Origin of the sequence: Methylobacterium phyllostachyos (assembly GCF_900103445.1) — a bacterium.
Lineage (GTDB): Bacteria > Pseudomonadota > Alphaproteobacteria > Rhizobiales > Beijerinckiaceae > Methylobacterium > Methylobacterium phyllostachyos.
Map to the genome: position 1 here is coordinate 156834 of NZ_FNHS01000008.1, position 26108 is coordinate 182941.

The window sequence follows — 26108 nt, forward strand, 5'->3', positions numbered from 1 at the left end:
TGCGATGTCGCACATCACGCGAGCGGTCTTGCTTACTAGGGTCGAGAGCCCGGCCGGCCCTCACCGCACGGCGCGCCGGCATCCGGAGCGTCCGGGCCCACGTTGCGATCAGGGGTGCCGATCATGCCGAAGCTCACCGTCAACGGCGTCGCGCACGAGATCGACGCCGATCCCGACATGCCGCTGCTCTGGGTGCTGCGAGACCGGCTCGACGCCACCGGCACCAAGTACGGCTGCGGCATCGCGCAATGCGGCGCCTGCACGGTCCATCTCGACGGCCAGCCGGTCCGCGCCTGCCAGACGAAGCTCGGCGATGTCGGCACCGCGCAGGTGACCACCATCGAGGGCATCAACGGCCGGGTGGCCGAGGCCGTCCAGGCGGCATGGCGCAAGCTCGACGTGGTCCAGTGCGGCTACTGCCAGTCCGGCCAGATCATGTCGGCGATCGGCCTGCTCGCGGGCAACGCCAAGCCCAGCGATGCCGATATCGACGGCGCCATGGACGGCAACATCTGTCGCTGCGGCACCTACCAGCGCATCCGCGCGGCGATTCACGAAGCCGCGCGCAGCCTCGCCTGATCCGTACCGGTACCCAACTTCCCCCGCCCTGCCCTGCGGTCCCGACCGGAGCCTCGCCGCCATGCTGAACGCCCGTCGACCGAGCCCCCTCCCCGTCCGTCCGAGCCGCCGTGGTCTGCTGGCGGGCGCCGGCGCCCTCGTGGTGGCGTTCCGGCTCGATCCGAAACCCGCCCGCGCGGCGTCCGGCCCGAACCTCGCCGACGTCAAGGCGCAGCCCAACGCCTTCGTGCGGATCGGCGCCGACGACACCGTCACGGTGGTGATCAAGCACCTCGACATGGGCCAGGGGAACACGACCGGGCTCGCCACGATCCTGGCCGACGAGCTCGGCGCCGACTGGCGACAAGTCCGCACCGAGTTCGCGCCTGCCGACGCGACGCTCTACAACAACAGCCTGATGGGTCCGATCCAGGGCACCGGCGGCTCGACCGCGGTGGCCAATTCCTGGTTCCAGCTGCGCAAGGCGGGTGCGGCCGCCCGCGAGATGCTGATGGCCGAGGCCGCCTTCCGCTGGAAGGTGCCGGTCTCCGAGATCACGGTCGCCGACAACGTCGTGCGCCACGGCCCGTCCGGCCGGCAGGCCCGGTTCGGGGAACTTGCGGCCTCGGCCGCCTCCCTGCCGGTGCCCTCCGAGCCGCGGCTCAAGGACCCGAGCGAATGGAAACTGATCGGCGCGAAGCTGCCGCGCCTTGATTCCGTCGCCAAGACCAACGGCACGGCCATCTACTCCCTCGACATCCGCCGTCCCAACCAAGTCACGGCCGTGGTAGCCAGGGCGCCGCGCTTCGGCGCCACTGTGAAGGGTTTCGATGCCACGGCCGCCCGGAAGGTCGCGGGCGTGCTCGACGTGGTGCAGGTGCCGAGCGGCGTGGCGGTGATCGCCCGCGACACCTGGGCGGCCATGAAGGGCCGCGAGGCCCTCACCGTCACCTGGGACGACAGCACCGCCGAGACCCGCTCGTCGGAGGCGATCCTCGCCGAGTACCGGGAGCGGGCCAAGGGCCCCGGCCTCACGGCCTCCGAGCGCGGCGACCCGCAGGCGGCGCTGAAGGGGGCCGCTAAGGTCGTGGAGGCCGAATTCACCTTCCCGTACCTCGCCCACGCGGCGATGGAGCCCCTGAACGCCACGATCGAGAAGGGGGCCGACGGCGGCTACGATGTTTATGCCGGCTTCCAGTTCCAGACGGTCGAGCAGGCCACGATGGCGGCGATCCTCGGCGTGACGGCCGACCGGGTCCGGCTGCACAGCAACTGGGCCGGTGGCTCCTTCGGGCGCCGGGCGACGCCCACCGCCGACTACCTCGCGGAAGCCGCCGCCGTCTTCAAGGCGTCCGGCGAGAAGGCCCCGCTCCACCTCGTCTGGACCCGCGAGGACGACATGGCCGGCGGCTATTACCGCCCGACCGTGCTCCATAAGGTCCGGGCCGGCATCGACGGCAAGGGCGCGGTGGTCGGCTGGGACCACGTGATGGTCGGCAAGTCGATCATGATCGGCTCGCCCTTCGAGGCGATGATCGTCAAGAACGGCATCGATTCCACCACCGTCGAGGGCGCCTCCGACACGCCCTACGCGCTGCCGGCCTACCGGTTCGGCGTCCATAATGGCCGCGAGGGCGTGCCGGTCCTGTGGTGGCGCTCGGTCGGCCACACCCACACGGCCCACGTGATGGAGGTGATGATCGACGAACTGGCCCACGCCGCGAACGTCGATCCGGTGGCCTACCGGCTTTCCCTCCTCACCCAGGCGCCGCGGCTGTCCGGCGTGCTCAAGCTCGCCGCCGACAAGGCCGGCTGGAGCGCCAAGCTCCAGGAGCCGGGCCGCGGCCTCGGCGTCGCGGTCCACGAATCCTTCGGCTCCTACGTCGCCATGGTGGCGGACGTGACCGCGCAGGATGCGGCGATCCGGGTGAACCGGATCGTGGCCGCGGTGGATGTCGGCGTTCCGGTCAACCCGGACGTGATCCGGGCGCAGGTCGAGGGCGCGGTGGGCTTCGCCCTGTCGGCGGTGCTGCGCAACCGCATCACCCTCAAGGACGGACAGGTGCAGGAGCACAATTTCGACGCCTACGAGCCCACCCGCATGAGCGAGATGCCGCAGGTCGAGGTCCACATCGTGCCGAGCCAGGTGGCGCCGACCGGCATCGGCGAGCCGGGCGTGCCCGTGCTCGGGCCATCGATCGCCAACGCGGTCTTCGCCGCGACCGGCCGGCGCCTGCGCTCCCTGCCGCTCGACCTCTCGGGCGTGAAGGGCGCGTGAGGAATCGCACCTCCCCGCGCCGCGTATCGGCGTAGGAAGGACGGGTCTTCCCCCAAGGCAAGAGACCAACTGACAACGGCGCGGCGCGACACCGCGCCGTTTCTTTTTTGGGCGCCGCCGCGCCATCTCGGGGGCATGCCGTTCGACGACACAGCCGCCTGCCTGCGTGCCTGCCGCCTCTGCCGGGACAGCCCGCTCTACGGCCCGCCCCTGCCCCAGGAGCCCCGGCCGATCGTCCAGGGCAGCACCGGCGCGCGCCTCTGCATCGCGAGCCAAGCCCCCGGCACCCGCGCCCACCGGACCGGCATGCCGTTCATGGACCCGTCCGGCGTCCGGCTGCGGTCCTGGCTCGGCCTCGACGAGGCGCGGTTCTACGACGCCGCCAAGGTCGCCATCCTGCCGATGGGCGCGTGCTTTCCCGGCCTTGACGCCAAGGGCGGCGACCGGCCGCCGCGCCGGGAATGCGCCGAGCGCTGGCGGGCGGAGCTTTTTTCCGGGCTGCCGGATCTCGAGCTGATCCTGGTGATCGGCCAGTACGCGCAAGCCTGGCACCTGGGGAGGCTGGAGGATGGGCTCACCGGCACGGTGCGGCGCTGGCGGGCGATCCTCGCCGAGCCCCGGCGCCCCCGGGTGCTCCCCCTGCCCCACCCGTCCTGGCGCAACAACGGCTGGCTCAAGCGCGAGCCCTGGTTCGAGGCGGAGCTGCTGCCGGTGCTGAAGGCGGAGGTGGCGCGGGTGCTGGCCAAGTGAGCCGGGCCAGGGCGACGCATCTTAGGAAGAACACCCTGCAGCAGCGATGCCACAGTGCAGGAGCCTTCGCCGGGGCGGTGGATTATGGCGAAGCATTCTCTTGAGTGAGCCGGCTTACTGAGACAGGATATTGCATCAGCCAAACCTTCGGAGTGGGTTGATCAATGTCAGATGCGAGACCCCGCCGCACGTGGCTCGAAGGCTACAGCCTGACGACCGCAGAAATTCTGTATCATCTGCCGGATTATCCGCATCTGCTGCAGACCTTCATCTGGCAGCAGCATGATCTCTTTCCGCAACTGCCGGAGCTGCGGAAATTCCTGGCCTTCTGGCAGAGCAGGCTCGACGGACCGCTGCATTCCGTGAAGGTCATGCACTGCAAGCTCCTGAAACCGGCCGAGTTGCGCGCCGTGTCGGGCGACTTCCTGCTTCACTGAGTGCGGCTCCGCGATCCAGGCCGCCGCCAACGCCTGAGCTCGTCCGTTGAAGGTGGGCGGGTGCCGGTCGCGCATTGACAGGCCTCGCCCGGCCGTGATCCGTGCCGCGACCCCGAAGGACGCCCAATGCCCGAGATTGCCGACCCCCGCGACCGCCTGATCGTGGCCCTCGACCTGCCGGGCGTGCCCGAGGCCGAGGCGCTGATCGACCGGATCGGCGACGCCGCGACCTTCTACAAGATCGGCTACCAGCTCGGCTACGCGGGCGGGCTGGCCCTCGCCGAGCGTCTGGCGGCCCGCGGACTCAAGATCTTCCTCGACCTGAAGCTCCACGATATCGGCAACACCGTCGAGGCGGGGGTGCGCGCGGCCTCGGGCCTCGGCGCCACCTTCCTCACCGTCCACGCCTATCCGCAAACCATGCGGGCGGCGGTTCGCGGCCGGGGTGCCGGCCTGAAGATCCTCGCCGTGACCGTGCTCACCTCCTACGACGATGCCGATGCCGCGGAGGCCGGCTACGGCCTGCCGGTGGCGGATCTCGTCGCCCAGCGCGCCGCCCAGGCCGCCGAGATCGGCATCGACGGCTTGGTCTGCTCGGCGGCGGAGGCGGCCTCGGTCCGGCGGATCGTGGGGCCGGACCGTCTGGTCGTTACCCCGGGAATCCGCCCGGCGGGCACGGAGGCCGGCGACCAGAAGCGGGTGATGACCCCCGGCGAAGCCCGGAAGGCCGGGATCGACCATGTCGTAGTCGGGCGCCCGATCACCGGCGCCGCCGACCCCCGCGCGGTGGCGCAGGCGATCGTGGCCGAGATGGCCTGATCGGGATTGCCTTCGCGCGGCCCGGAGCCACTTCGCTCGGCAAGGCAGGAGACGCAGCATGACGAAGGGCTACTGGATCGCGCGGGTCGATGTCCGCGACGCGGAGGCCTACAAGGACTACGTGGCGGCCAACGGCGTCGCCTTCGCCAAGTTCGGCGGCCGCTTCCTCGTGCGCGGCGGCGCCCACGAGGCGGTGATGGGCCCGGCCCGGTCCCGCAACGTGGTGATCGAGTTCCCGAGCTACGCCGACGCCCTCGCCTGCTGGAACTCCGATCTCTATCAGGCGGCCAAGGCCAAGCAGCGCGGTGGCGTCGAGGCCGAGATCCTGGTGATCGAGGGCTATGACGGCCCGCAGCCCAGCGCTTCGGAGCCCGCGCCGGAGGTGGGGCCGGCGTCCGAGTAGGGCTTTCGCCCGAACGGAGCAGTCCGTGGCGCCGCCCCGATCGGAAGCCTGGAACCATCTCCCGTGGACAAGTCTCAACCGTCCCGGGACGGATGCAGGATCGAGAGCGCCCGGACGACGCCGTTGCCCGCGTCGATGGCGTAGAAGATCCGGGATCGGACACTCGGCGAGACGGCCTTGCCCACGGCCGCCTTGTCCCGCTGGAGTCCGCTGCGCGCCGCCGGGGCCGCCATCTCGGCGACGCGCCGGGCCAGGAACGAGCCCGGTCGCGGCCGCGCGGCGCGGAATGCGGCGAGGCCTGCGACCTCCTGGCGGGAGACCCGGCCCGGAACTTGGCCGTGCGGACTCTGCGTTCCCAGGTTGAATGAGCCATAGGGCTCGCAACTCAACAGAGGTATCGCCATGACCATGGACGCGCGCGAGATCTACGTCACGGCGCTGAAGAACACCCATGCCCTCGAGATGCAGGCGCTGCAGATCATGGAGCGGCAGGTCGAACGGCTTGAGCGCTATCCGGAGATGGAGCAGGCCCTGCGCCGCCATATTGAGGAGACGCATGGCCAGCGCCAGCGCCTGGAGGAGGCGCTTCAGGGCCTGGGCGATAGCCCCTCGGCCCTCAAGGAAGGCTTTTTGGGCTTCGTCGGCAACATGATGGCGCTCGGCCACGCCCCGGCCCAGGACGAGATCCTGAAGAACACCTACGCCAATCACGCCTTCGAGAATTTCGAGATCGCGGCCTACGAGTCGCTCCTCGTCATTGGCGATGCCGCCGGCCAGCAGGGACACCGGACGGCGTTCCAGCAGTCGCTCAAGGAGGAGCAGGGCATGGCAGAGGCGGTGCGGCGTTTGATCGGACCGACCACCGAGCGCTACCTCCAGTTGACCACCTCCGGCGCGAAGGCCGACCGGTAGGGCGCTCTCCACCAAAGCGGACGCCGGCTCCGCGAGGGAGCGCACGTTTAATCGCGACCTCAGGACGCGCCCGGTCGCCAAGCGATCGGGCGCTGTCGTTCGAACGCCCCGGCCCAACGAGTCGGCGCGGCGCCCTCCACTCTGCCGCAGGAACTCCCCCCGTCCTGCCTGATTGCGCGGTCATGGGAACTGGAAACGCCCGACTGACGAACAGCCATGCTCAGGATGGGGGGCCCTCCGCCGAACCCTTCGGCGACAGGTGCGTCCACCTGTGCGTGGACATGCAGCGGATGTTCGCCGAGTCCACCGACTGGCAGACTCCGTGGATGCCGCGGGTCCTGCCGCATGTGCATCGCCTCGCCGAGGCGCATCCGGAGCGGACCATCTTCACCCGCTTCATCCCGGCCGCCCGGCCGGGCGAGGGGCGCGGCACCTGGGCGACCTACTCGGAGCGCTGGGCCGACATGACCCGCGAGCGCCTCGCCCCGGACCTGATCGACCTCGTCCCGGACCTCGCCCGGTTCGTCCCACCCGCACAGGTCATCGACAAGGCTGTCTACTCGCCCTGGCTCGACACGGATCTCGATGATCGTCTCCGGGCGCGGGCGGCCGACACCCTGATCGTCACTGGGGCGGAGACCGATGTCTGCGTGCTGGCCGCCGTGCTCGGCGGCGTCGATCTCGGCTACCGCATCGTGCTGGCCACCGATGCCCTGTGCAGCTCCTGCGACGAGGCGCACGACGCGCTGCTGCTGATGTACCGCATGCGCTACGGCCATCAGGTCGAGACGATGACCACCGCCGAGATCCTCGACCGCTGGCGGTGAGCGGCGCAGGCCGCGCAGGGCTCCAGGCCGTTTGCGGCCAAGCTTAGGCGAGATCAGCGCTGGTCAGTTCCACCGGCCTCCGAGTTCCGAACGCGCGAGACCTCCGAAATCGAGCACGAAAAACAGTCGGACCGCGCGAACCTGCGGCCGGTGTGACCGTTATGTCTCCAAACACCGTTCCGGAGGACAGATTATGGCCAAGCACGAGATCCTCGGCTACTTCGAGCACCGCCGCGACGGGGCCTGGATCTGCGTCCGGCCCTTCACCCTGACCACGCGGGATGCCAGCATCGACATCCGCCAGGGTATGCGGTTCGATTACGGCAAGCGGATCGGCGGCGTCGATCTGGCCGAATACCTTGAGCGTCTGGGCTCGCAGTTCGGTTCGTAAGCGCGCCAGCTATCAAAGCATCACGCATGAAAGGCGCCGGACCGGGTCCGGCGCCTTGCGCGTTCAGGCGCCGCCCCACTGCATCGTCAGCCCGCCATCGACCACCAGGGTGTGGCCCGTCACGTAATTGGAGGCGTCCGAGGCGAGATAGTGGATCGCCCGGGCGATCTCCCCCGGCTGGCCGGCCCGGTGGAACGGGATCCGCTCCAGGGACTGATCGAGCACCTCCGGCTTCTCGAACCGGTCCGCCGTCATCGGCGTCTCGATCAGGCCCGGGGCGACATTGTTGACGTTGATCCGGTCCTCGGCGAGCTCCCGCGACAGGGAGCGGCACAGGGAGCCGAGCCCCGCCTTGGACATGCCGTAGGGGGCACTCTCGGGTGTCGGCAGGTGCTGGGCCACGGAGGAGACGAACACGATCTTGCCGTTGCCCCCTTGCGCCTTGCGCATCCTGATGAACGGGCGGGCGCAGAACAGCGGGCCCATCAGGTTCACCCGCAGGATCCGCTCCAGCAGCACGTCGTCCATCTCGGCCACCGGCACGCCGCTCATGGCCTGTCCGGCATTCGCCACCAGGATGTCGAGGGTTCCGAACTCGCTGCCGATCCGGTCGAAGGCCGCGTTCACCGCCGCCGGATCGCCGACATCGAGCTGGAGCACCAGCGCCCGGCGTCCGGCCGCCTCGACCCGGGCGGCGGTCTCGCGGATGCTGGCCTCGTCGGTGTGGTAGGTGATCGCCACGTCGGCCCCCTCTCGGGCGAACAGCTCGGCGGTCGCCTGCCCGATGCCGGAATCGGCCCCGGTGATCAGGGCACGGGTGTCGGTCAACGTCATCGCTCATCCCTCGCAGGTGCCGCGGTCGCGGCCGGATGCCGGGGCAATGGGTGCCGCCGGACCCGGTTCCGCGCGGCGCGCACCGGCCGCAGGGGAACCTCCGTCGGACCAGCGTCTTTGACGCTCCGCGCCCGCATGCCCTAGTGAGGACGCATGTCCCTGGCTGACACGATTCCCTGCCTGAGCGAGGAGACCGCGCCCGATACGCGCAGCCGCATCCTCGCGACGGCGGACGCGTATTTCCGCGAGATCGGCTACCAGAAGACGACGGTGGCCGATATCGCCCGGGCGCTGAAGATGAGCCCGGCCAACGTCTACCGCTTCTTCGATTCGAAGAAGGCGATCAACGAAGCGGTGCTGGAGCGCCTAATCGGCGAGGTCGAGGCGTTGATCTCGGAAATCGCCGACCGGCCGGGCCTCGACCCGACCGAACGGCTCGTGGCGGCGATCGAGACCCTGCACCGCGACTGCACCCGGCGCTGCGAGGCCTTTCCGCGAGTCCACGAGATGATCGAGGCCGCGATGGCGGAGAGCTGGGACGTCTGCCGCCACCACGTCGCCCGGATCACCGCCGGGTTCGAGCGCATCATCCGCGACGGCGTGGCCCGCGGCGTCTTCGAGGCCGCCGATCCCGCCGAGGCGGCGGCCTGCGTCCACGCGGCGATCGCCCGCTACACGCACCCGGTGCTGGTCGGGAAGTCACCGCTCCAGCCGGCGCCGTCCGTGGAGGCCATGACGGCGTTCCTGCTGCGGAGCCTGGCGCCGAGGGGGCCTCGTCCGTAAGTTCATGGGTGACGATGGGCGGGGCCGGGGTACCGCTCGCCGGCACGTCGTAGAGTTCCACGATCGATCTTACGGATGTGGGTCCGCTGCACGGATCGTGTAAAGCGGGGCGCAGTGTGAGTAATCGAGCCGATCGGATGATGTGATAAGAAGCGTCTCTGGGCGCTGATGACAGAAATTACATCGCTCTGGCCCTGCATCATATCGCTGAAGGACACGGCGGCGGGCATCTCGCAGCGGATATTGATGCCGGATCTCCACGCCCTCAGCCAGGGTCGCATATGCCCTGACCGAGGACGGGATGCGGTTGAAGACGGTCGTGGTGGCGGTGCGGGTTTCCGGCCTCTGATTGAAACAGCACCGCTCGGCGCCCGGATCTTCACCGGGCCTGGGCGGTTCCCCCTCGACCGACAGCACCCGGTCCCCGGACAAGCACGCCGCGGATAGAGCCGGAGCGACGCTGTCGCGCGCCAGGAGGGCCCGATGGAGCAGGATCGCGACATGCCGAAGGAGCCGCCGATCTCGGACGGGCAGAGCGGCCGCCCGCGCGACGAGACCATCGCGCAGACGGGGCGCGGCCTGCCCAACGATACCGGGCGGCCGGTGGAGGTCGATGAGGCCGAGGCCGAGCGCATCGAGAAGAAGATCCGGGAGCTGTGACCCCGGTCAGTGCAAGGCGCTGCCGTGCGTGACCCGCTGTCGTGCCGCCAGGTGCCGGCCGATCTCGAGGAGCAGGGCCTCGGTCAACGCCAGCATCGGCGCGTCGTCGAGGTCCGAGACCGCGTTGTGCAGGGACAGGCACAGATCGGCGGTTCGATTGAGGGCATCCAGGCTGTCACCCTCGCGCTGCGCGAAGGCCGTACCGGCGGACTTGCTGTCCGAGATCTCGACGATCACCCCCCGGCCCGTGGTCGGCTGGCCCTCGGCGTCGAGGTAGAAATGCCCGCGGGTGAACAGCCAGCGCAGCCGGCCCGCAGGCGAGCACACACGGTACTCGGCCGTGTAGGAGCTGCCGGACTGCACGCAGTCCAGGATGGCCTGCGAGATGTGCGGCTGGTCGTCCGAATGGATCGCCGCCAGGATCTCCGAGAGGCTGACCCCGGCGCGCGACCGGGCGGGGCTGATGTTGAACAGCAGGGCGCTGACCGGATCGGCGCGTGCCTCGTCCTTGCGGATGTCCCACATCCAGAAGCCGACACCGCCGGAATTTTCGAGGGCCGCGATAAGTGCCGCCTCCGATACGACGTCGTCCGCCGCCTCGTCCATCTGACCTATTCCTCGCTCGTCACGGCCGTTCGACGCCGGATCACCCCGTATTCGTGCGTCGCGCCGGCTTGTTCAACTTTAGATCGACGATTGAGAAATCTGTGTCTACCAGTAAGCACATGATCCTCCTGCATCCGGCCCGCGCGCCCGGCGCCGGGCTCGCCGTTCGCACGTCGGTTCCAGCGGAACGTCTCGCCTGATCCAGGCGGCGCGGAGCGGCCTCTCTCAGCGCCGATGCGCCCCCGCGGCCCGGGCGAGGCGGGCAGAATGTCAACGGCAACGCTTTGCGGACATGCTGCTCTTTACCCACAGAGCGAGGCTTCGGATCCGGCATGAACGGGTCCCGGTCGCCTGAGGGCGACGCTTGTGCCTGTCCAGTCTCCGCATTCACTGCTGAGGCTTGACCACATTATTGCTGTTGACCACGGGTCCTCGGCCTTGCTGCCTGCAGAATGATATTCGGGAGGAAAATTATTTGTATGGACGGGGCTGTTTTAAGGCTATGTCAGGTCGTCCACGCAGCTCGGAGACCAGGATGCGCCGCTTAGCACTCGAATCCGCAGTGCTGTCCCTGCTGGCGTCTATGATCGTGTTCCCCGTCGCGTGTTACGGCAAGCCGAAGGCGATCCGGCTGCCCATGCTGGAGGTGCCCGACGATCTCGGGGTAATCCTCAAGAGGCCCAGTCTCGACAATCGCGCGGCGCTGTTGCGCTCCCCGGTCGAACTGTCGGACGCGAATGACCGGCGGGTCCTGGCCCGGGAGCGGCGCATGTGGAGCCGCCTCAACGGATCCCTGTGCGTCGGGTGCGGCGAGGCCCCGGCCCTGCGCAAGGTCAGCTATGTGGATCCGGTCGCCGTCCTGAACGCCAAGTCCACCGTCGTTGCGCAGCCGGCCGTGGCGAGCCGCACGGCCGCTCCGGCGCGTGCCGCCCGTGTCCACCTCGCCCACCGGCACCACCACAGATCGCGCCTCTACGCCTATTACAGCCGGCTGCGCTATGCCGTCCTGAAATGGCGCCGGCATCACCCCCGCCGCCGGGTCCGCGCCGTCCAGCACGTCCCGGCATCGCCCGCGTAGGGAGAGGCATCAGGCCGCCCGAAGGGCCTCGATCTCGGCGATCGTGATCGCCGTGCGGTCCCGGAGCGTCCTGAGCATCGGGGCGACATCCGCCCCTGCCCGGCAGGCGGCCTCGACCGCCCGGCAGGTCTCGGCCAGAGCCCCGAAGCCGACCATGCTGGCCGCCGACACCATCGCGTGAGCGTCGAGCATCAGCCGGTCGCGGCTTGTCTCCGGCGCGGCAGGGCCGAACCGCTGGGTGAGTTCCTTCGCCAGCATGGCGAGCAGGTCGTTCATCCGCGCGCGGCCGATCATCTCGATCATCTCGTCGAGGACCGCACGGTCGATCGTGCCGGCGGGGCGCGGCGGCTCCGCGGGGGTGCCGGTCCAGCGGTCGATCACGGCGAGCAGGGCCTGGGCGCGGAACGGCTTGCCGACATGGTCGTCGAGGCCGGCGTCGCGGAGTTCGGCCACCTGCTCCGGCAGGACGTTCGCCGTCATCGCCACGATAGGCAGGCGGCCCCGTGGGTCGTCCAGCGCGCGGATCCGCCGGGTCGCCGCGATCCCGTCCATCACGGGCATCTGCACGTCCATCAGGACGAGGTCGTAGGCCCGGGTCTGGACGGCCGCCACGGCGGCGACCCCGTCGCCGACCACGTCCACCGCGTGGCCGGCCCGTTCGAGGATCGTTCGGGCGAGATCCTGGTTCAGCGGCACGTCCTCGGCGAGGAGCAGACGCTTGCCGGTCGCGCGGACCGTCGCGGCGGCGGGGACCGTGACGGCCGTCTCCGGCGCAGCCTCGGGCAAGGCGGCCTCGAACCAGAAGATCGAGCCGCACCCCACCGCGCTCGCGACGCCGATCGTTCCGCCCATCAGCTCGACCAGCGACTTCGAGATGGCGAGCCCCAGGCCCGTCCCACCGTATTCGCGGCTGATGGAGCCGTCCACCTGCGAGAACCGCCGGAACAGCCGGTCGCACTTGTCCGCCGGGATGCCGATCCCGGTATCGTGGATCTCGAAGCGCAGGGCTCGCGTCCGGACCCCGCCGGGGACGGGTAGGACCGTCAGGCCGATGCGTCCGGCCGGCGTGAACTTCACCGCGTTGGTGAGCAGGTTGAGGAGCACTTGACGGAGGCGGTCCTCGTCGCCCTCGATCCAGTCCGGCAGGTCCGCCCCGCGGGTGACGGCGAGCGCGAGACCCTTGCGTTCGGCCGAGGGGCGCACGATCGAGACCGCGTTGTCGATCAGCGCCTCCAGGGCGAAGGGCCGGGGCACGATCTCGACCTGCCCGGCCTCGACCTTCGAGAAGTCGAGGACGTCGTTGACCACCGTCAGGAGCGCCGCCCCGGCGGTGCGGATGCGGTCGGCGTGCCGGCGGGCCGCCGGCCCGAGATCGGGCTCGTCGAGGAGCAGGTCGGCGTAGCCGATCACCCCGTTGAGCGGCGTGCGGATCTCGTGGCTCATGGCGGCCAGGAACTCGCTCTTGGCCGCGCTCGCCCGCTCGGCCTCCAGCCGCGCCGCGTCCGCCACGGCCTTGGCGGCGCGGAGGTCCGCCTCGGCGGCCTTGCGGGCGGTGACGTCGATGTTGAGGCCGATGACCCGCCGCGACCGCCCGTCCGGTTCGGGGGCGGCGCGCCCGACGCCGTTGATCCAGCGCACGCCGCCCGCCGGATCCGGGACCCGGAACTCGATCGAGAAGGTCTCGCCCGTCTCGGCCGCCGCCGCGGCGGCTTCGAGGGCACGCGTGCCGTCCTCGCGGTCGATCAGGGTCAGCCAGGTCTGCGCATCGAGCTCGTATTCTCGATCGGTCCCGATTCCGTGCAGGCGCGCGCTCTCGGCCGACCACGTGATCCGGCCGCTGTCGAGGTCGAGGTGCCAGGTACCCGCCTTGGCGGCCTGCTGGGCGAGGCGCAGCAGGCCGCTCGCCTCCTCGACCGCGCGCCGGGCCGTCACGATCTCGTCGATGTCGAGGGCGGTGCCGAGCATCCCGACCATGGCGTCGCCCTGCCAGATCGGCAGGACCACGAGCTTGTGCCAGCGATAGGCGCCGTCGTGGCACCGCAGCCGCCCCTCGACCTCGTAGCCGGTCCGCTGCGCGCGCGCCGTGCGCCACAGCTGCTCCATCCGCTCCGCATCCTCCGGGTGGTTGCGGGCGAGGCGCGCGGCCCGGGACGGGCCGATCGGGCCGTAGTAATCCTCGAAGCGCCGGTTGACGTAAGTCGCCTCCCCGGTCTCCACGGAGGCGATCCAGACGAGCTGCGGCAGCGCATCCGCCAGCGCCCGGTAGCGCGCCTCGCTCAGGCGCAGGGCCTCCTCGGCCGCCTTGCGGGCGCTCACGTCGCGCAGGGTGGCGACGTAGCCGTCGGCCACCCCGGTCGACCGGTCGTGGGTCAGGCTGAAGGAGATTTCCAGCCAGACCCAATGGCCATCCCGGTGCCGGTAGCGCTGGCAGGTCAGGGCCTGCGCGGTGCGGCCGCTCGTCAGGTCCTCGAGAACGGCGCGATAGGCCGCTAGGTCGTCGGGATGGACGAAGTCGAGGGGCTGTGTGCCGATCAGGTCGTCCGGATCGTAGCCCAGGACGGCGCGCATGGCGGGCGAGACGTAGCGCCGGCAGGTCGTCAGGTCGGACCAGATGACGATGTCGGTGCTGTTCTCGGTGAGCAGCCGATAGCGGCGCTCGCTCTCCTCCACCGCCCGCTCGGCGATCCGGTTCTGCGTCACGTCGGTGACGGTCAGGATCGCGCCGCCATCCGCTAGGGGTGAGCGGCGAACCTCCAGGATGATCCCGGTGGGCAGGCGCCAGTCGAACAGGGGCGGAAGCGCCCCTGGGTCGCGGCCGGCAATCCCGAGCCGCAGGTCGGATTCGGCGGCCGCGAAGTCGCCCCGGGCGCGCTGGTAGGCGTGGATGTCCGGGAAGGCGACGCCCGCCCGCAGCACATCGTCCGGCAGATCGAGCAGCTCCGCGGCGCTGCGGTTGAATACGCGGACCCGTTGGGCGGCGTCGAGCACCACGAGGCCCTGGTCCATGCTGTCCAGCATCCCGCGCAGGAGCTGGTCGGTCTCGTGGGCCCGCCGCTCGGACCGGACGAGATCGCTCACGTCGAGGAGCATGCCGTGCAGGGCGACAAGCGCGCCGTCGGGCCCGAATTCCGGGACGCCCTGGATGATCGCGTCGAGGCCGGTGCCGTCCGGGCGCACGATGCGCGCCCGCCCCTGATAGGGGTCCGCCGGCCGGTCCCCGGACAGGATTCCCTCCACCCGCGCGGTCACGCCGGGGCGGTCGTCCGGATGATAGCAGGCGAAATGGTCCGCAAAGGCGAGGTCGCGCGCGTCCGGCGCCCCGAGGAGGCGTGCGAGCCCGGCCGAGCGGGTGACGCGGCGGGTCGACGGGTCGAGGCGCCACTGGCCGAAGCCGGCGGCGCCGTCCCAGCCCTCCGGAACGCCCACGGCCGCGGGAACGGCGGGGCTCGGCGGCGCGGCCGGGGGAGGCGCGTCTGTCTGCATCGGCGCGGGCGGATCCGTTCGACCGGCGCGAACCGCGCCCCGAAAGCACCAGCGGTGCTGTTGGATCGCAGCTTTCTCATCCGATGGTTGCGGATTCCTTGCCGCCCGCCTGCGGCATGGACGCCTCGGGTTACGACCGCCCGGCCATTCTCCGTGTTACTGCCGCGCCGTACACCGCCGCGTGCCGCTCCCCTCCACCTTGCGGGTCACGAACGTGAACACCGATCGCTCCTCAAGGGCGGCCGCGCCGGTGGTCTTCATGAAGCCAGCATAGCCCGGACAATTCTTGGGTGTCGGCTTGTCCTTGAGCTGCCGCCAGAAGGTGAGCTCCTTGTCGTCGAACCGGAACTCCTCGCTCTGGCAGCCGGAACTCGGGCCGCAGCCATCCTGCACCGAATAGCCGACATCGAGGAGCTTGCGGCCGGCCGGCACCTCGACGATCACGAGGTTCCGGTCCGGGCTGGTGCCCTCGTCGAGGATCAGGAGGTTCTTGACGAGGCCGACGACGGTGTAGGCGCTCCAGCCCTTCGCGTCGTTCGGGTCGTCCTCGCCCAGGACGCGGTCGCTCGGCCGCTGCTCCACGGCGCAGTCGGCCTTGAGGTCGGCGGTGGTCTTGCGCAGCAGGAGCTTGCTGCCGACGGAGTCGGTCTTCTCGGTCGCCAGCACCGTCGCGGCAGCGTTGCGGTAGCAGTGCCACGCCACCGTGGTGTCGGAGGCGGGCTCTGCCAGGGCCGGGGCAAGGCCTGCGATCAGGCCGAGCCCGATCACGATTGCGACAGGGGCGGCGCGCAGCCGCGACGGGCGGTGGAACGGCATCCTCGCCTCCTCGGATCGGGTCTCGGCGCGCTCACGCGCCGCGCCCCAGCGGTCGGGATCCTCCGAGCCGCCGGGATCAGGGGTCGGTGACCCGCAGGGGCCCCCGACCGGTGCGGCCTCAATCCTTGCGGATCAGGACCGGCTGGGTGCCCGCTTCGCCGAGGCCGAAATCCGCCAGCCTGTAGGAGAGCTGCACGAAGCCGCCGTAGCGGTTGGTCTCGAACTTGATCGGGCTCGGCGGCGACAATGGGAATGCCGCCTGCGCCTTGTCGGCCTGCATCCGCCAGTAGCGGCCACCGACGCCGACGCTCACGGACGGCGTCAGGTCGTAGGAGACGATGCCCTCCAGGAAGTAGCCGTCGCCCCGCCCGCCCTCCGGGCCCGGGTTGATGTGCGGCCGCAGCCAGTGGCGATCGACGCCGTCCACGGCCACGACCGGCAGGTAAGCACCTTCCAGGCTCAGCCGGACCCGGTCGAACCGCGCCTCGCCGATCAGGCCGACCCGCAGGGCGTTCCACTGCATGTTCTCGCCGAGGCCTTTGAGGTCGGCCGGGTATGTGGGGACGCAGAGCCCGCTCCCGGCGACCTGCCGGCAGCCATACCCGTTATACAGCTCGGAGAAGGACTGGTAGCCGAAGAAGCCCCCGAGCTTGAAACCGTCCCGGCGCAGCAGATCGTAGCCGAAATCGACGACTCCGTAGCTGATGTCGCCGTCCTTGATCGTCGAGAACGTCTTGGAATACGGATTGACAGCGGGCGGGAAATCCTCGTCCGAGAGCCGCCCGTCCGTGACGCCGCCCGTTCCGAGGAAGCCCTTGACGAACAGGCCCGTGGGATTGTGCTCCAGCCGGGCGAAGCTCTCGCCGGCATGGGCCTGCGCGCCGCCGTAGATCAGGCGGGAATTCACCTGCGTCGGCTGGTAGTTGCTGTTCAGCGTCTCACGCGGGCTGCCTGAGCTGTAGAAGTAGCGCAGCCCGCCCTCGAACGCCCAGGTGGCGGGGCCGACTGGACCTGCCGGCGGCAGGTCGGGCAGCCCGCCCCCGAACCGGTAGTTCAGGCCGACCCGGGTCAGGAAGCCGTCCGTCGTGACGCGGGTGCCGGCGCGATAGCCGGGCAGGAGGCCGGATGTCTGCTCGGGCACGACGGCCCGGGAGCCCAGATCGTAATACAGGCCCTCGACCTTCGCGGAGAGGTGTTCGTTCAAGGCATACGCGATGCCGGCACCGGCCACGTAGCCGAGGCGCACCGTGCCGCCGCGGCCATCGAATGTGGCCAACGGTGGATAATCACCCTGAAGGCTCAAGGACAGGTTGTTGTCGATCCGGACGTTGCCGACGGCCAAGCCCGCGGTCGCGTAGACGAAGGTCCGATCGATGGCGAAACCGAGCTTGCCGCGGACGGTCGTAAGGTCGTCCAGCCGCTGACCGAAATTGGCGACGCTGTTCGGAATGATGGAGCCGTCGATGGCCCGGAAGTCACCCTGCTGGCGGCCGTAGCCCCACAGACGGGTGAACTGGTAATCCACGGCGGCACCGGCCACGAGGCCGAAGGGCGCCTGCCAGTTGTAGCCGATCTCGCCGCCCCCGATGAAGCTGCCATCCGAAGCGCGTCGCGAGGGGAGAATCGGACAATCGTCACCGGCCCTTCCCGCCTGATCCGTGCAAATGAAGCGCGTGGCGCTGCCGAGCGCACCGTACCCGGCGAACAGGCCGGCATAGGCGCCCGACCACGTGAAGTGCGGCGGCAGGGCGAGGTCCGGCTTGACGGGATCGGGCCTGGACGCCCGAGGCAGATCCGCGGCGAGGGCGGTCTGCGACAGGAGAACAAGAAGAAGTCCCGAACTTACGGTGCGCCGCATATGATAAAGCCCCCATCGCATGTGATTTTCGCGTCGCGTCTCACTGTGCGCTACGGTTTCGTGGTAAACGATCGGTAAAAACCGTGTCGACGATTGAGTACGGTGCGTCCAATTTGGTACGAACGTGATTTGAATCGCTGTATTTCACTGAGGAGAATTTTTGTAAAGGAGTTCTTATATTGATAATCGCGCCAGTATCTTGAAATACATGATCGTTATCAATCGAAAAAATTGCATTGATTGGCTAAGATACCAATTTAATGATGCAAATTCTTGTTATTGAGGGAGGCCGTTACACCTTGCCGGCATCGGGCCTGGCTGTCGAACTCCATGACGGAGGCGGTGGGTGATGCAAGCCGGCATCATCGCCCGAAGCGAAATCGGCGCTCCTGGTTCAACCCTGGGAACCATTCTGGCCGCCTGCGGCTTCCTGGGCGGGCCTCGGATGGATCTTCTGCCGTCGTGGGTTCGTGGAGCATGTCCGTCCCCACTGGGGCGGCAAGAAAGGATTTTCCCCGTGCGTCATTCGATCCTCACCGCGGCGCTGCTCGCCGCCCTCGGCGGCACGCTGGCGCTCCCGGCCTCCGCCGCGCCGCTCGCGCCCGCTGCCGTCGCCGCGCCCGCCGACATGGTCTCGACCGTCCAGATGGACCGGATGGAGCGCCACATGATGCGTCGTCGCATGGAGCGCCATGCGGAGCGCCGGATGATGCGCCACCGGATGGAGCGTCATATGATGCGTCGCGAGATGCGCCACCGCATGATGCACCGGATGTAAGTCCGATCCGCCGCGGACCGGACGGATACCGGTCCCGCGGCGGCAGCCGGCCCGGACGGGTCTCGGCGGCCTAGCCCGTTGAAGCGGGGGCTCAGAAGTCTGCGCTCAGCGAGGCCAGGAATGTCCGCGGCGTGCCGTAGCTCAGAACCCCCGCCCCGGCCGACGCCCAGTAGCGTGCGCCGGCCGCATTCTCGACGTTGAAGCGCGCCGTCAGTGGCGTTCCATTCGCCACGAAGCTGTAGCGGATGCCGAGATCGAGACGGGTATAATCCGGGAGCTTCTGCCGGTTGGCCTGATCGTAATATTGCGGCGCCGTGTAGATCACGAGCCCGGTCAGCGTCACGCCCTTGGCGAGCCAGGGCGGGAGATCGAGTTCGCCGCCGAGATTAACCTGTGCGGCGGGCACGCCGGGGGCCACGTGGCCGTCGAAGGTGCCCCCGGCCGTCTTCGCGAGGCGCCCATCGATGAGCGTCAGGCCCGCCAGCACGCGGACGCCCTCCACCGGCGCGCCGAACACGTTGAGATCGAGCCCCTGATTGGTCTGCTCGCCGTTCAGGCCGAACACCCGGGTCCGGGGTTCGAGGGTGCCGAAGGGTTGCTTGATCTCGAAGAACGCGAGGGTCACCCCGACCGGATCGAGGTCGAGCTTCGCCCCCGTCTCGATCTGACTTGTCACCGCCGGCGGCAGCGTCGCGGAGGCGTTGATGGCTTGCGCGGGCGCGGACGGCCCGAAGCCGAACCCTTCCGCGTAGCTGGCATACAGGGACAGCCGGTCCCAGGGCTTGACGATCAGGGCCGCGACCGGGGTCGAGGCCGACTTGTCATAGCGCGACTGGAAGCCCCCCTGCGGCAAAGCGAGGTCGCGCTTGATCCCCTGGAAGCGGCCGCCGGCGATCACCTGGATACGGCCGTCGAGGATCGAGGCCGTGTCGGTGACGGCCACGCCGTCCAGGTCGGACCGGGTCGTGACCTCGAGGCGCCGGGCCGGGCGAGCGGGCGGCGGATACAGGACGGGCGCGTAGAGCGAGGATCGGAGCAGGCCGATTCCGGTGCGGTAGAAGGGCTCGTCGCTCTCGTAATGGGTGGCGACGACGGCCAGCCCGTGATCGACGGGGCCCGTCTGGAGATGCATGCGCAAGCCGGCCTCACCCGACCATTGCGTATACTCGCCCGCGAGCCGGCCGGTCTGCAGCTGCACGGCGCCGGCCCCGCTCGTGATCGTGCCGTTCGATCCGAAGAAGTCGCGATCCGCCCGCGATCCGCCGACGGCGCCGAACAGCGTCACGTCCGGCGTGAGGTCGTATTCCGCCCGCAGGACGCCGAAACCCTGGTCGATCTCGGCCCGTTCCCAGGGCTGCTGCACGTTCAGGCTGAGCCGGGGCGCCCTGGGGATCCGAAAACCCGGGAGAACGGTGAAGCCGTTGTTCTGGGCGTCGAAGTCGAGGTGCTGGTACCCGGCATCGAGGCTGAGCCGCAGAGCCTCGCCGCGGTAATCCAGGCCGAGCGTCAGGGCGCCCGCCCCCTGGTTCAGATGATCGATCGGCGTCGCCCCATCGCGATACGCACCGTTGATCCGGATCCCGACGGCGTTGCCGTCCCCGAACCGGCGGCCGATATCGAAGGACCCGCCGACCGTGCCGGCCGAGAGGAACTGAGCCTCCACGCGGGTGAGGGGCGCCTCGGCCGCCCGCTTCGGGACGAGGTTGACGACGCCCACGGCGCTCCCGGAGGGCGGGAAGCCGTACAGGAAGGCGCCGGGCCCGCTCAGCACCTCCACCCGCTCGATCCCCTCAAGCGCGGGCTGGTGGACGCTCACGATGCCGTACAGCCCGTCGAAGGCGAAGTCCTTCGCATTCACCGGAAAGCCGCGGACGATGATGTTCCGCTGGGCGCTGTAGGGCGGCTGCGTCTCCCGGACGGAGGCGTTGTTGGCCAGGACATCGCCCACCGACTGGGCCTGCTGATTGCGGATCAGCTCCGCGGTATAGTTGGCCTGCGTGAACGGCGTGTCGAACACGCTGCGGTTGCCGAGAAAACCGACGCGGCCGCCCCCCGCGACCTGGCCGCCTGCAAAGGCCGCCGGCGGCTGTCCGATCGTGCCGGTGGGCGGTGGAAGCCCCGGCTTCGCTGCGCCGCCTCGGGTTTCCACCGACAGCTCGTCGAGCGCCACCACGTCCGGTGGCGCGGAGCGTCGGGGCTGGGACGCGGCCGGATCGGCAGCCTCCGGTCGTGCGGCCAGAGCCTGTCCCGTTGCCGGGGCGTCCGTCACCGCGAGCGCCAGCGCGGCGAGCACGGCTCGCGATGCGGGTTGGCCTTTGGCAGATCTTCGCAGGAGATGGTGAAGGCTAAGTGGGCCATACCAAGTGTTCGAACGCATCGACCTGCCATATCTTCGAGCTGATGAGGCCGACTGCTAAGATCTACAAAAGCAACAAGTCAACAGATGTCTTCTTATGTTGCAATAATTATAATCCGATGTTCGTCTTATTGGCTCTGTTCAATGTGTGCGTGTTCGAATAAATTCCAATTTATAATTGAAGATCTTGGAATGTATAGTGTCGCGAACGGTCAGGCGCGGCGTATTGATGGTCCGCGCGCGGGGTGGCAGGGAGCCGGATGCCCTCTGGCTCGACGGGGCCTGATCAGTGAAGGTCGGCCCCGCACCCGAATCGCGCCCAGCATAAGTCGATCGCGCCGGGATCCCGCCGTACGGCCAAGCCAATCGAACCATTTGCGGCGCAGCGCGTTTCAGCCCACCGATAGAAGGATTTGGAACCATGAAGGCGCTTCTGACGGCGGCTGCGGTGAGCATCGGCATTCTGGGCGTGGTCGGCCCGGTCACGGCGCAGCCCCGCCCCTATGATGATGGTTACGGCTATCGCGACCGTGGCTACCGGGACCGCGACTACGATGACCGGGACCGCGGCTATCGCGATCGGGATGACTATCGTGGCGGGCGCGCTGCCTACGGGTTCGACGAGCGCGAGTATCTGCGCTGCAACCCGGATGTCCGCCGCGCCATCGCCAATGGCCAGATGGAATCCGGCGCCGCGCATTGGCGCGTGTTCGGCCGCAAGGAAGGCCGGCGGCTGAGCTGCTGATCTGGATTCAGGGCTGTGCCGCTCCGTTCGGGGGCGGCATACCTTGAGCGTGTGCGGTCGCGTCGGGCCTTATGGGCGGCGTCACCGCGCGCCACGGAGCGCCTATGTTCGACTTCAGCCAGCTCCGGTGCTTCGCGGCGGTCGCGGAGGAGCTGCATTTCGGGCGCGCAGCCGCCCGGCTGAACATGACGCAGCCACCCCTGTCGCGGCAGATCCAGGTGCTGGAGCGCGTCCTCGACGTGCAGCTCCTGGAGCGTAGCAGCCGCTCGGTCCGGCTGACCGCGGCCGGGCGCAGCTTCCTGCCCGAGGCCCAGCGAATCCTGCGGCTCGCCGAGAACGCGACCCACGTCACCCGGCAGGTCGCGGCGGGGCACGCCGGCATCCTGAAGCTCGGCTTCACGGCCGCCTCGGCCTACGACTTCCTGCCGCGCCTCGTCACCGCGCTCCGGCAGGCCCTGCCGGACGTCACCCTGTCGCTGCGCGAGATGGTGAGTCGGGATCAGATCGAGGCGCTGCGCGCCGGCAGCCTCGACGCCGCCCTGGTGCGGCCGCCCGTGACGCATCCGGATCTACGTTCCGTCCGGGCGCTCGCCGAACCCCTCGTCGTCGCCCTGCCCGCGGCCAATCCGCTGGCCCGGCGCGACCGCCTCGGACCCGGCGACCTCGGCGGCGAACCGTTCATCGCTTATGCGCCGAACGAAGCCCGTTACTTCCACGATCTCGTCCTCGGCCTGCTGACCGAGGCGGGGATCCAGCCCCGGATCGTCCAGCAGCTCACGCAGATCCACGCGATCCTGGCCCTCGTCCGCGCCGGATTGGGGATCGCCCTGGTTCCGGCCGCCGCCGAGTGCCTGCGCTTCGAGGGTGTCGCCTTCCGGCCCCTCGCCCTGCCGGCGCCGAGGCCGGTCGAGCTCGTCCTGGCGTGGCGGCGCGACGTGGACGATCCCCTCATCACCCAGCTAATCGCGATCCTGTCGGACGGGCTCGGACGCGTCGGTTGATGCAGCCGTTGTATCGATCGATCCAGCCTTTGGCTTTGACCTCCCGGTCAAAGGCTGCGCGTGATGGCGTGGACGGCGCGCAGACGCCCGGAGCCACAGGGAAGGACTCGCGATGGACAGCCTCACCAACCGGTTTAAGGCGGCGCTTGCCGAGGGGCGCCAGCAGATCGGCCTGTGGTGCAGCCTCGCGAGCCCGATCTCGACCGAGATCGTCGCCGGGGCCGGGTTCGACTGGATGCTCCTCGACATGGAGCACTCGGCCAACGACCTCCGGGACATCTACTTCCAGCTTCAGGCGATGATGGAGAACGCCACCAACCCGGTGGTGCGGGTGCCGAGCGACGATCCCATCACCATCAAGCGCATCCTGGATGCCGGCGCGCAGTCGCTGATGATCCCCAACATCGACGATGCCGCGCAGGCCGAGCGCGTGGTTGCGGCGACCCGCTACGCCCCCCGGGGCATCCGCGGCTTCTCGCAGGCCCCCCGGGCGGCCCGGTTCGGCCGCATCCGGGACTACCACACACGCTGCGAGTCCGAGATCTACGTGATCGTGCAGGTCGAGTCGCGCCGCGCCTTGGACAATCTGGACGCGATCGCTGCGGTGGAGGGCGTGGACGGCGTGTTCATCGGGCCCGGCGATCTCTCCACCAGCCTCGGCTATCTCGGCCAGCAGGGCCATCCCGAGGTCGTCCGCACCATCGAGGAGGCGGTGGGCCGGATCGTGAAGGCCGGCAAGCACGCCGGCATCCTGACGCCGAGCGAGGAGCTGGCCAAGCGCTACATCGCGGCCGGCACCCGGTTCACCGCCGTCGGCTCGGATCTGGGCCTGCTCGCCCGCAACGCCGAGGCGCTGGCCGGGCGTTTTCGGACGGCGCGCTGAGGAGTTTTGCGATGCAGGCCGAGATCGAAGCTCCGCCCCGTCTCCCGGCGACCGGTGACGTGCCGCGCACGATCCGCCTGAGCGAGACCGACAACGTCGCCATCGTGGTCAACGCCTTCGGCTTGCCGGCCGGCACGGTGTTCCCGGACGGGCTGGAACTCGTCGAGTTCGTGCCGCAGGGCCACAAGGTGGCGCTGACCGACATCCCGGAGGGCGGCGCGGTCCGCCGCTACGGCGAGGTGGTGGGCATCGCCACACAGGCCATCCCCCGCGGTGCCTGGGTGGAGGAATCCCGGGTCGCGACGCCAGTCGCCCCCGCCCTCGACGCCCTGGAGCTGGCCACCCGGGTGCCGGCCCCCCTGCCCCCGCTGGAGGGCTACACGTTCGAGGGCTACCGCAACCCGGACGGATCGGTCGGCACCAAGAACATCCTGGCGATCTCGATCAGCGTGCAATGCGTCGCCGGCACCCTCGACGTGGCGATCCGGCGGATCAAGCAAGAGCTGCTGCCGCGCTACCCCAACGTCGATGACGTGGTCGGCCTGACCCACGCCTATGGCTGCGGCGTCGCCATCAACGCCCCTGAGGCGGTGGTGCCGATCCGGACGCTCCAGAGCCTCGCCCAGAACCCGAATTTCGGCGGCGAGGTCATGGTCGTCGGCCTCGGCTGCGAGAAGCTCGTCTCGGAGCGCCTGCTGCCGGATGCCGGCGCGGCCGGCGACGGGGTGGTGCGGCTTCAGGATGAGCGTCACCGGGGCTTCTCCGCCATGATCGACAGCATCCTGGCGATGGCCGAAGCCCGGCTGGAGGTGCTGAACCGGCGGACCCGAGAGACCTGCCCGGCCTCCGATCTGGTGGTCGGCCTGCAATGCGGTGGCAGCGACGCCTTTTCGGGGGTGACTGCCAACCCGGCGCTCGGTTTCGCGGCCGACCTGCTGGTGCGCTGCGGCGCGACCGTACTATTCTCCGAGGTGACGGAGGTGCGCGACGCGATCCACCTCCTCACCCCGCGCGCCAAGTCCCCGGAGGTCGCCGAGGCCCTGATCCGCGAGATGGCGTGGTACGATGCCTACCTCGCCAAGGGCGAGGCCGACCGCCGCGCCAACCCCTCCCCGGGCAACAAGAAGGGCGGCCTCAACAACATCGTCGAGAAGGCTTTGGGCTCGGTCGCCAAATCGGGCGCCGGTGCGATCTCCGGGGTACTGGCCCCCGGCGAGCGCGTGCGCGAAAAAGGCCTGATCTTCGCCGCGACGCCGGCGAGCGATTTCGTTTGCGGCACGCTGCAGCTCGCCTCGGGGATCACGCTGCAGGTGTTCTCCACCGGCCGCGGCACGCCCTACGGTCTCGCCCAGGCGCCGGTGATCAAGGTCGCCACTCGGACCGAGCTCGCCGAGCGTTGGTCCGACCTAATCGACCTCGATGCCGGCCGGATCGCCACCGGTGCGGCGACGATCGAGGAGGTCGGTTGGGAGCTGTTCCACCTGATCCTCGATGTGGCGAGCGGGCGCAAGCGCCCCTGGTCGGACCAGTGGGGCCTGTTCAACGACCTGACCCTGTTCAACCCGGCGCCGATCACCTGAGACTGGCCGGTCGGACGGGGCATGCGCCCCGCGGCATCGTCAGCTTGGCCAGGTTCTGGTAGGCAGCCGCCACTGCCATGCCGTTCGTGATTCCCTCTCTTCGGACCGTCCTGTTCCGCCTGCACTGGGCGCTCGGCCTCACGGCCGGTCTCGTCCTTGCGCTGATGGGCCTGACCGGGGCGCTGATGAGCTACGAGGAGGCGGTCACCGCCCTCGCCAACCGTGACCGGCTCACGGTGACGGCCGGCGACCGGCAGGCGCTGCCGCCCTCCGCCCTGGCGGCGCGGATCGAGGCGCAGGCCGGCCTGAGGGTGAACGTCCTTACGCTGTCGGACGACCCGGCGGCGAGCGTCCCTGTCCGCTTCGCCCGGGACCCTGTGACCCGCGAGCGCCCGCCTGCGGTCTATGCCGACCCCTATGACGGTACGGTCCTCGGCCCGGTGCGGCTGGAGGGGGCGTTCACCACGGTGCGGGACCTGCACCGGTGGCTGCTCCTCCCCGGCGGCTCCAAGGGCTGGGGCCGGACCATCACGGGCGCCTGCGTGCTGGCGCTGCTCGTCTTCCTAGGGACCGGCCTCTACCTGCGCTGGCCCAAAATCCATCGCTGGCGGATCTGGCTGAAGCCCAGCCTGTCACGACCGGGCCGCATGCGCTGGTGGTCGCTTCACGCCGTGGCGGGGACGTGGCTCCTGCCCGTCTACCTCGTCATGGCGCTGACGGGGCTGACGTGGTCCTACCCGTCCTTCAAGGACGGCGCCACGCGGCTGCTGGTGGGCGACCGGGAGGCGGCGAAGCCGATGCGCGCCGGCCGCAGAGCCGCCTCCGAGGCGCCCGCCGATGCATCCGGACCGGCAGCCGTCGATCGGGCCTGGGCGGCGTTCCGGGCCGGCGAGGGACGCGAGGCCGGCACCGCGACCCTGACCCTGCCGGGCCTCGACACGAAGGCGATCCGGATCCGCTGGCTGCCGAAGGGTGTCGACAGCCTGAGCGCCCGCAACGAGGTCCGCTACGACGCCGCCACCGGCACGCTCCTGGCCTCCGAGCACGCCGCCGACCTGCCGCTGGGCCGGCGCCTCATGGACAACATCCTGGAGGTCCACCGCGGCCGCTTCTTCGGCGACCTGTTCGCCCTGTTGTTCTGCCTCGCGGCACTGGCCATGCCGGGCTTCGCCGCGACCGGCCTCACGCTCTACGTCCTGCGCCGCCGTGCGGCGACCCGGCGCCGGCCGGAGGCCAGAGCGGCGACCCTGCGCGAGGCCAATTCCTGAGCGC

General features: G+C 69.7%; 25 protein-coding genes. 18 read left to right on the plus strand and 7 right to left on the minus strand.

What is annotated here, in order from left to right:
• Nucleotides 1–123 precede the first annotated feature (123 nt).
• The 6 genes from BLQ49_RS14500 (at nucleotide 124) to BLQ49_RS14525 (ending at nucleotide 5245) form a co-directional block, all read left to right on the plus strand.
• Nucleotides 124–579: a (2Fe-2S)-binding protein gene (locus BLQ49_RS14500; RefSeq protein ID WP_091717028.1), complete on the plus strand. Its 456-nt coding sequence runs from the start codon at nucleotides 124–126 to the stop codon at nucleotides 577–579.
• A gap of 61 nt (nucleotides 580–640) precedes the next feature.
• A complete protein-coding gene (locus BLQ49_RS14505) occupies nucleotides 641–2836 on the plus strand; it encodes a xanthine dehydrogenase family protein molybdopterin-binding subunit (RefSeq protein ID WP_091716759.1) in 2196 nt (731 codons plus the stop codon).
• Nucleotides 2837–2971: 135 nt separating this feature from the next.
• Entirely contained in the window at nucleotides 2972–3586 is a 615-nt protein-coding gene (locus BLQ49_RS14510) for a uracil-DNA glycosylase family protein (protein WP_091716762.1), read from the plus strand.
• A 164-nt stretch (nucleotides 3587–3750) separates the two neighbouring features.
• Nucleotides 3751–4023, plus strand: a complete 273-nt coding sequence (locus BLQ49_RS14515; protein ID WP_091716764.1) for an usg protein — start codon at nucleotides 3751–3753, stop codon at nucleotides 4021–4023.
• A 126-nt stretch (nucleotides 4024–4149) separates the two neighbouring features.
• Nucleotides 4150–4842, plus strand: coding sequence for an orotidine-5'-phosphate decarboxylase (gene pyrF, locus BLQ49_RS14520; protein ID WP_091716766.1), 693 nt, complete (start codon nucleotides 4150–4152; stop codon nucleotides 4840–4842).
• Nucleotides 4843–4900: 58 nt separating this feature from the next.
• The gene (locus BLQ49_RS14525; protein WP_091716768.1) at nucleotides 4901–5245 is read left to right on the plus strand and encodes a DUF1330 domain-containing protein; all 345 of its coding nucleotides are present in this window, start codon (nucleotides 4901–4903) and stop codon (nucleotides 5243–5245) included.
• Nucleotides 5246–5319: 74 nt separating this feature from the next.
• On the opposite strand, the gene BLQ49_RS14530 is transcribed toward BLQ49_RS14525, so the two are convergent.
• Nucleotides 5320–5634, minus strand: coding sequence for a hypothetical protein (locus tag BLQ49_RS14530; protein ID WP_091716770.1), 315 nt, complete (start codon nucleotides 5632–5634; stop codon nucleotides 5320–5322).
• 13 nt (nucleotides 5635–5647) lie between these two features.
• On the opposite strand from BLQ49_RS14530, the gene BLQ49_RS14535 reads away from it, so the two are divergent.
• The 3 genes from BLQ49_RS14535 to BLQ49_RS14545 all read left to right on the plus strand — a co-directional run bounded on the left by BLQ49_RS14535 (nucleotide 5648) and on the right by BLQ49_RS14545 (nucleotide 7375).
• Nucleotides 5648–6157 (plus strand): ferritin-like domain-containing protein, encoded by a 510-nt coding sequence (locus BLQ49_RS14535; RefSeq protein WP_091716772.1) that lies wholly within the window; start codon nucleotides 5648–5650, stop codon nucleotides 6155–6157.
• Nucleotides 6158–6339: 182 nt separating this feature from the next.
• Nucleotides 6340–6984, plus strand: coding sequence for a cysteine hydrolase family protein (locus BLQ49_RS14540; protein ID WP_091716774.1), 645 nt, complete (start codon nucleotides 6340–6342; stop codon nucleotides 6982–6984).
• Between the two features lie 193 nt (nucleotides 6985–7177).
• Nucleotides 7178–7375, plus strand: a complete 198-nt coding sequence (locus tag BLQ49_RS14545) for a hypothetical protein (RefSeq protein ID WP_091716776.1) — start codon at nucleotides 7178–7180, stop codon at nucleotides 7373–7375.
• A 63-nt stretch (nucleotides 7376–7438) separates the two neighbouring features.
• Here the strand turns inward: BLQ49_RS14545 and BLQ49_RS14550 are convergent, their stop codons facing one another.
• Entirely contained in the window at nucleotides 7439–8209 is a 771-nt protein-coding gene (locus BLQ49_RS14550) for an SDR family NAD(P)-dependent oxidoreductase (protein ID WP_091716778.1), read from the minus strand.
• A gap of 153 nt (nucleotides 8210–8362) precedes the next feature.
• On the opposite strand from BLQ49_RS14550, the gene BLQ49_RS14555 reads away from it, so the two are divergent.
• On the plus strand, nucleotides 8363–8992 hold the full coding sequence (locus BLQ49_RS14555) for a TetR/AcrR family transcriptional regulator (protein WP_091716780.1): 630 nt from the start codon (nucleotides 8363–8365) through the stop codon (nucleotides 8990–8992).
• A gap of 483 nt (nucleotides 8993–9475) precedes the next feature.
• A complete protein-coding gene (locus BLQ49_RS29700; RefSeq protein WP_167627707.1) occupies nucleotides 9476–9652 on the plus strand; it encodes a hypothetical protein in 177 nt (58 codons plus the stop codon).
• Nucleotides 9653–9658: 6 nt separating this feature from the next.
• Here BLQ49_RS29700 and BLQ49_RS14560 read toward each other — a convergent pair whose 3' ends face one another.
• Nucleotides 9659–10258, minus strand: a complete 600-nt coding sequence (locus BLQ49_RS14560; protein WP_091716782.1) for a PAS domain-containing protein — start codon at nucleotides 10256–10258, stop codon at nucleotides 9659–9661.
• 535 nt (nucleotides 10259–10793) lie between these two features.
• Here BLQ49_RS14560 and BLQ49_RS14565 point away from each other — a divergent pair.
• Nucleotides 10794–11336: a hypothetical protein gene (locus BLQ49_RS14565; protein ID WP_143012260.1), complete on the plus strand. Its 543-nt coding sequence runs from the start codon at nucleotides 10794–10796 to the stop codon at nucleotides 11334–11336.
• Nucleotides 11337–11345: 9 nt separating this feature from the next.
• On the opposite strand, the gene BLQ49_RS14570 is transcribed toward BLQ49_RS14565, so the two are convergent.
• From BLQ49_RS14570 to BLQ49_RS14580, 3 genes are all read right to left on the minus strand, one after another.
• Complete coding sequence (locus BLQ49_RS14570) at nucleotides 11346–14819, minus strand: PAS domain S-box protein (protein ID WP_091716786.1); 3474 nt, start codon at nucleotides 14817–14819, stop codon at nucleotides 11346–11348.
• A 156-nt stretch (nucleotides 14820–14975) separates the two neighbouring features.
• A complete protein-coding gene (locus BLQ49_RS14575) occupies nucleotides 14976–15635 on the minus strand; it encodes a hypothetical protein (protein ID WP_091716788.1) in 660 nt (219 codons plus the stop codon).
• Between the two features lie 118 nt (nucleotides 15636–15753).
• Nucleotides 15754–17493 (minus strand): outer membrane beta-barrel protein, encoded by a 1740-nt coding sequence (locus tag BLQ49_RS14580; RefSeq protein WP_091716790.1) that lies wholly within the window; start codon nucleotides 17491–17493, stop codon nucleotides 15754–15756.
• A gap of 517 nt (nucleotides 17494–18010) precedes the next feature.
• On the opposite strand from BLQ49_RS14580, the gene BLQ49_RS14585 reads away from it, so the two are divergent.
• Nucleotides 18011–18271, plus strand: a complete 261-nt coding sequence (locus BLQ49_RS14585; RefSeq protein WP_091716792.1) for a hypothetical protein — start codon at nucleotides 18011–18013, stop codon at nucleotides 18269–18271.
• A 91-nt stretch (nucleotides 18272–18362) separates the two neighbouring features.
• Here the strand turns inward: BLQ49_RS14585 and BLQ49_RS14590 are convergent, their stop codons facing one another.
• Nucleotides 18363–20564 carry a TonB-dependent receptor gene (locus BLQ49_RS14590; protein WP_244507598.1) on the minus strand — a complete coding sequence of 734 codons (2202 nt, stop codon included), beginning with the start codon at nucleotides 20562–20564 and terminating at the stop codon, nucleotides 18363–18365.
• A gap of 484 nt (nucleotides 20565–21048) precedes the next feature.
• Between BLQ49_RS14590 and BLQ49_RS14595 the strand changes: the two genes are divergently transcribed.
• The 5 genes from BLQ49_RS14595 (at nucleotide 21049) to BLQ49_RS14615 (ending at nucleotide 26104) form a co-directional block, all read left to right on the plus strand.
• The gene (locus BLQ49_RS14595) at nucleotides 21049–21372 is read left to right on the plus strand and encodes a hypothetical protein (protein WP_091716796.1); all 324 of its coding nucleotides are present in this window, start codon (nucleotides 21049–21051) and stop codon (nucleotides 21370–21372) included.
• 104 nt (nucleotides 21373–21476) lie between these two features.
• A complete protein-coding gene (locus BLQ49_RS14600; RefSeq protein ID WP_091716798.1) occupies nucleotides 21477–22373 on the plus strand; it encodes a LysR family transcriptional regulator in 897 nt (298 codons plus the stop codon).
• 112 nt (nucleotides 22374–22485) lie between these two features.
• Nucleotides 22486–23256 carry an HpcH/HpaI aldolase family protein gene (locus BLQ49_RS14605; RefSeq protein WP_091716800.1) on the plus strand — a complete coding sequence of 257 codons (771 nt, stop codon included), beginning with the start codon at nucleotides 22486–22488 and terminating at the stop codon, nucleotides 23254–23256.
• A gap of 11 nt (nucleotides 23257–23267) precedes the next feature.
• Entirely contained in the window at nucleotides 23268–24836 is a 1569-nt protein-coding gene (gene garD / locus BLQ49_RS14610; RefSeq protein WP_091716802.1) for a galactarate dehydratase, read from the plus strand.
• A 77-nt stretch (nucleotides 24837–24913) separates the two neighbouring features.
• A complete protein-coding gene (locus tag BLQ49_RS14615; RefSeq protein ID WP_091716804.1) occupies nucleotides 24914–26104 on the plus strand; it encodes a PepSY-associated TM helix domain-containing protein in 1191 nt (396 codons plus the stop codon).
• Nucleotides 26105–26108: the final 4 nt, after the last annotated feature.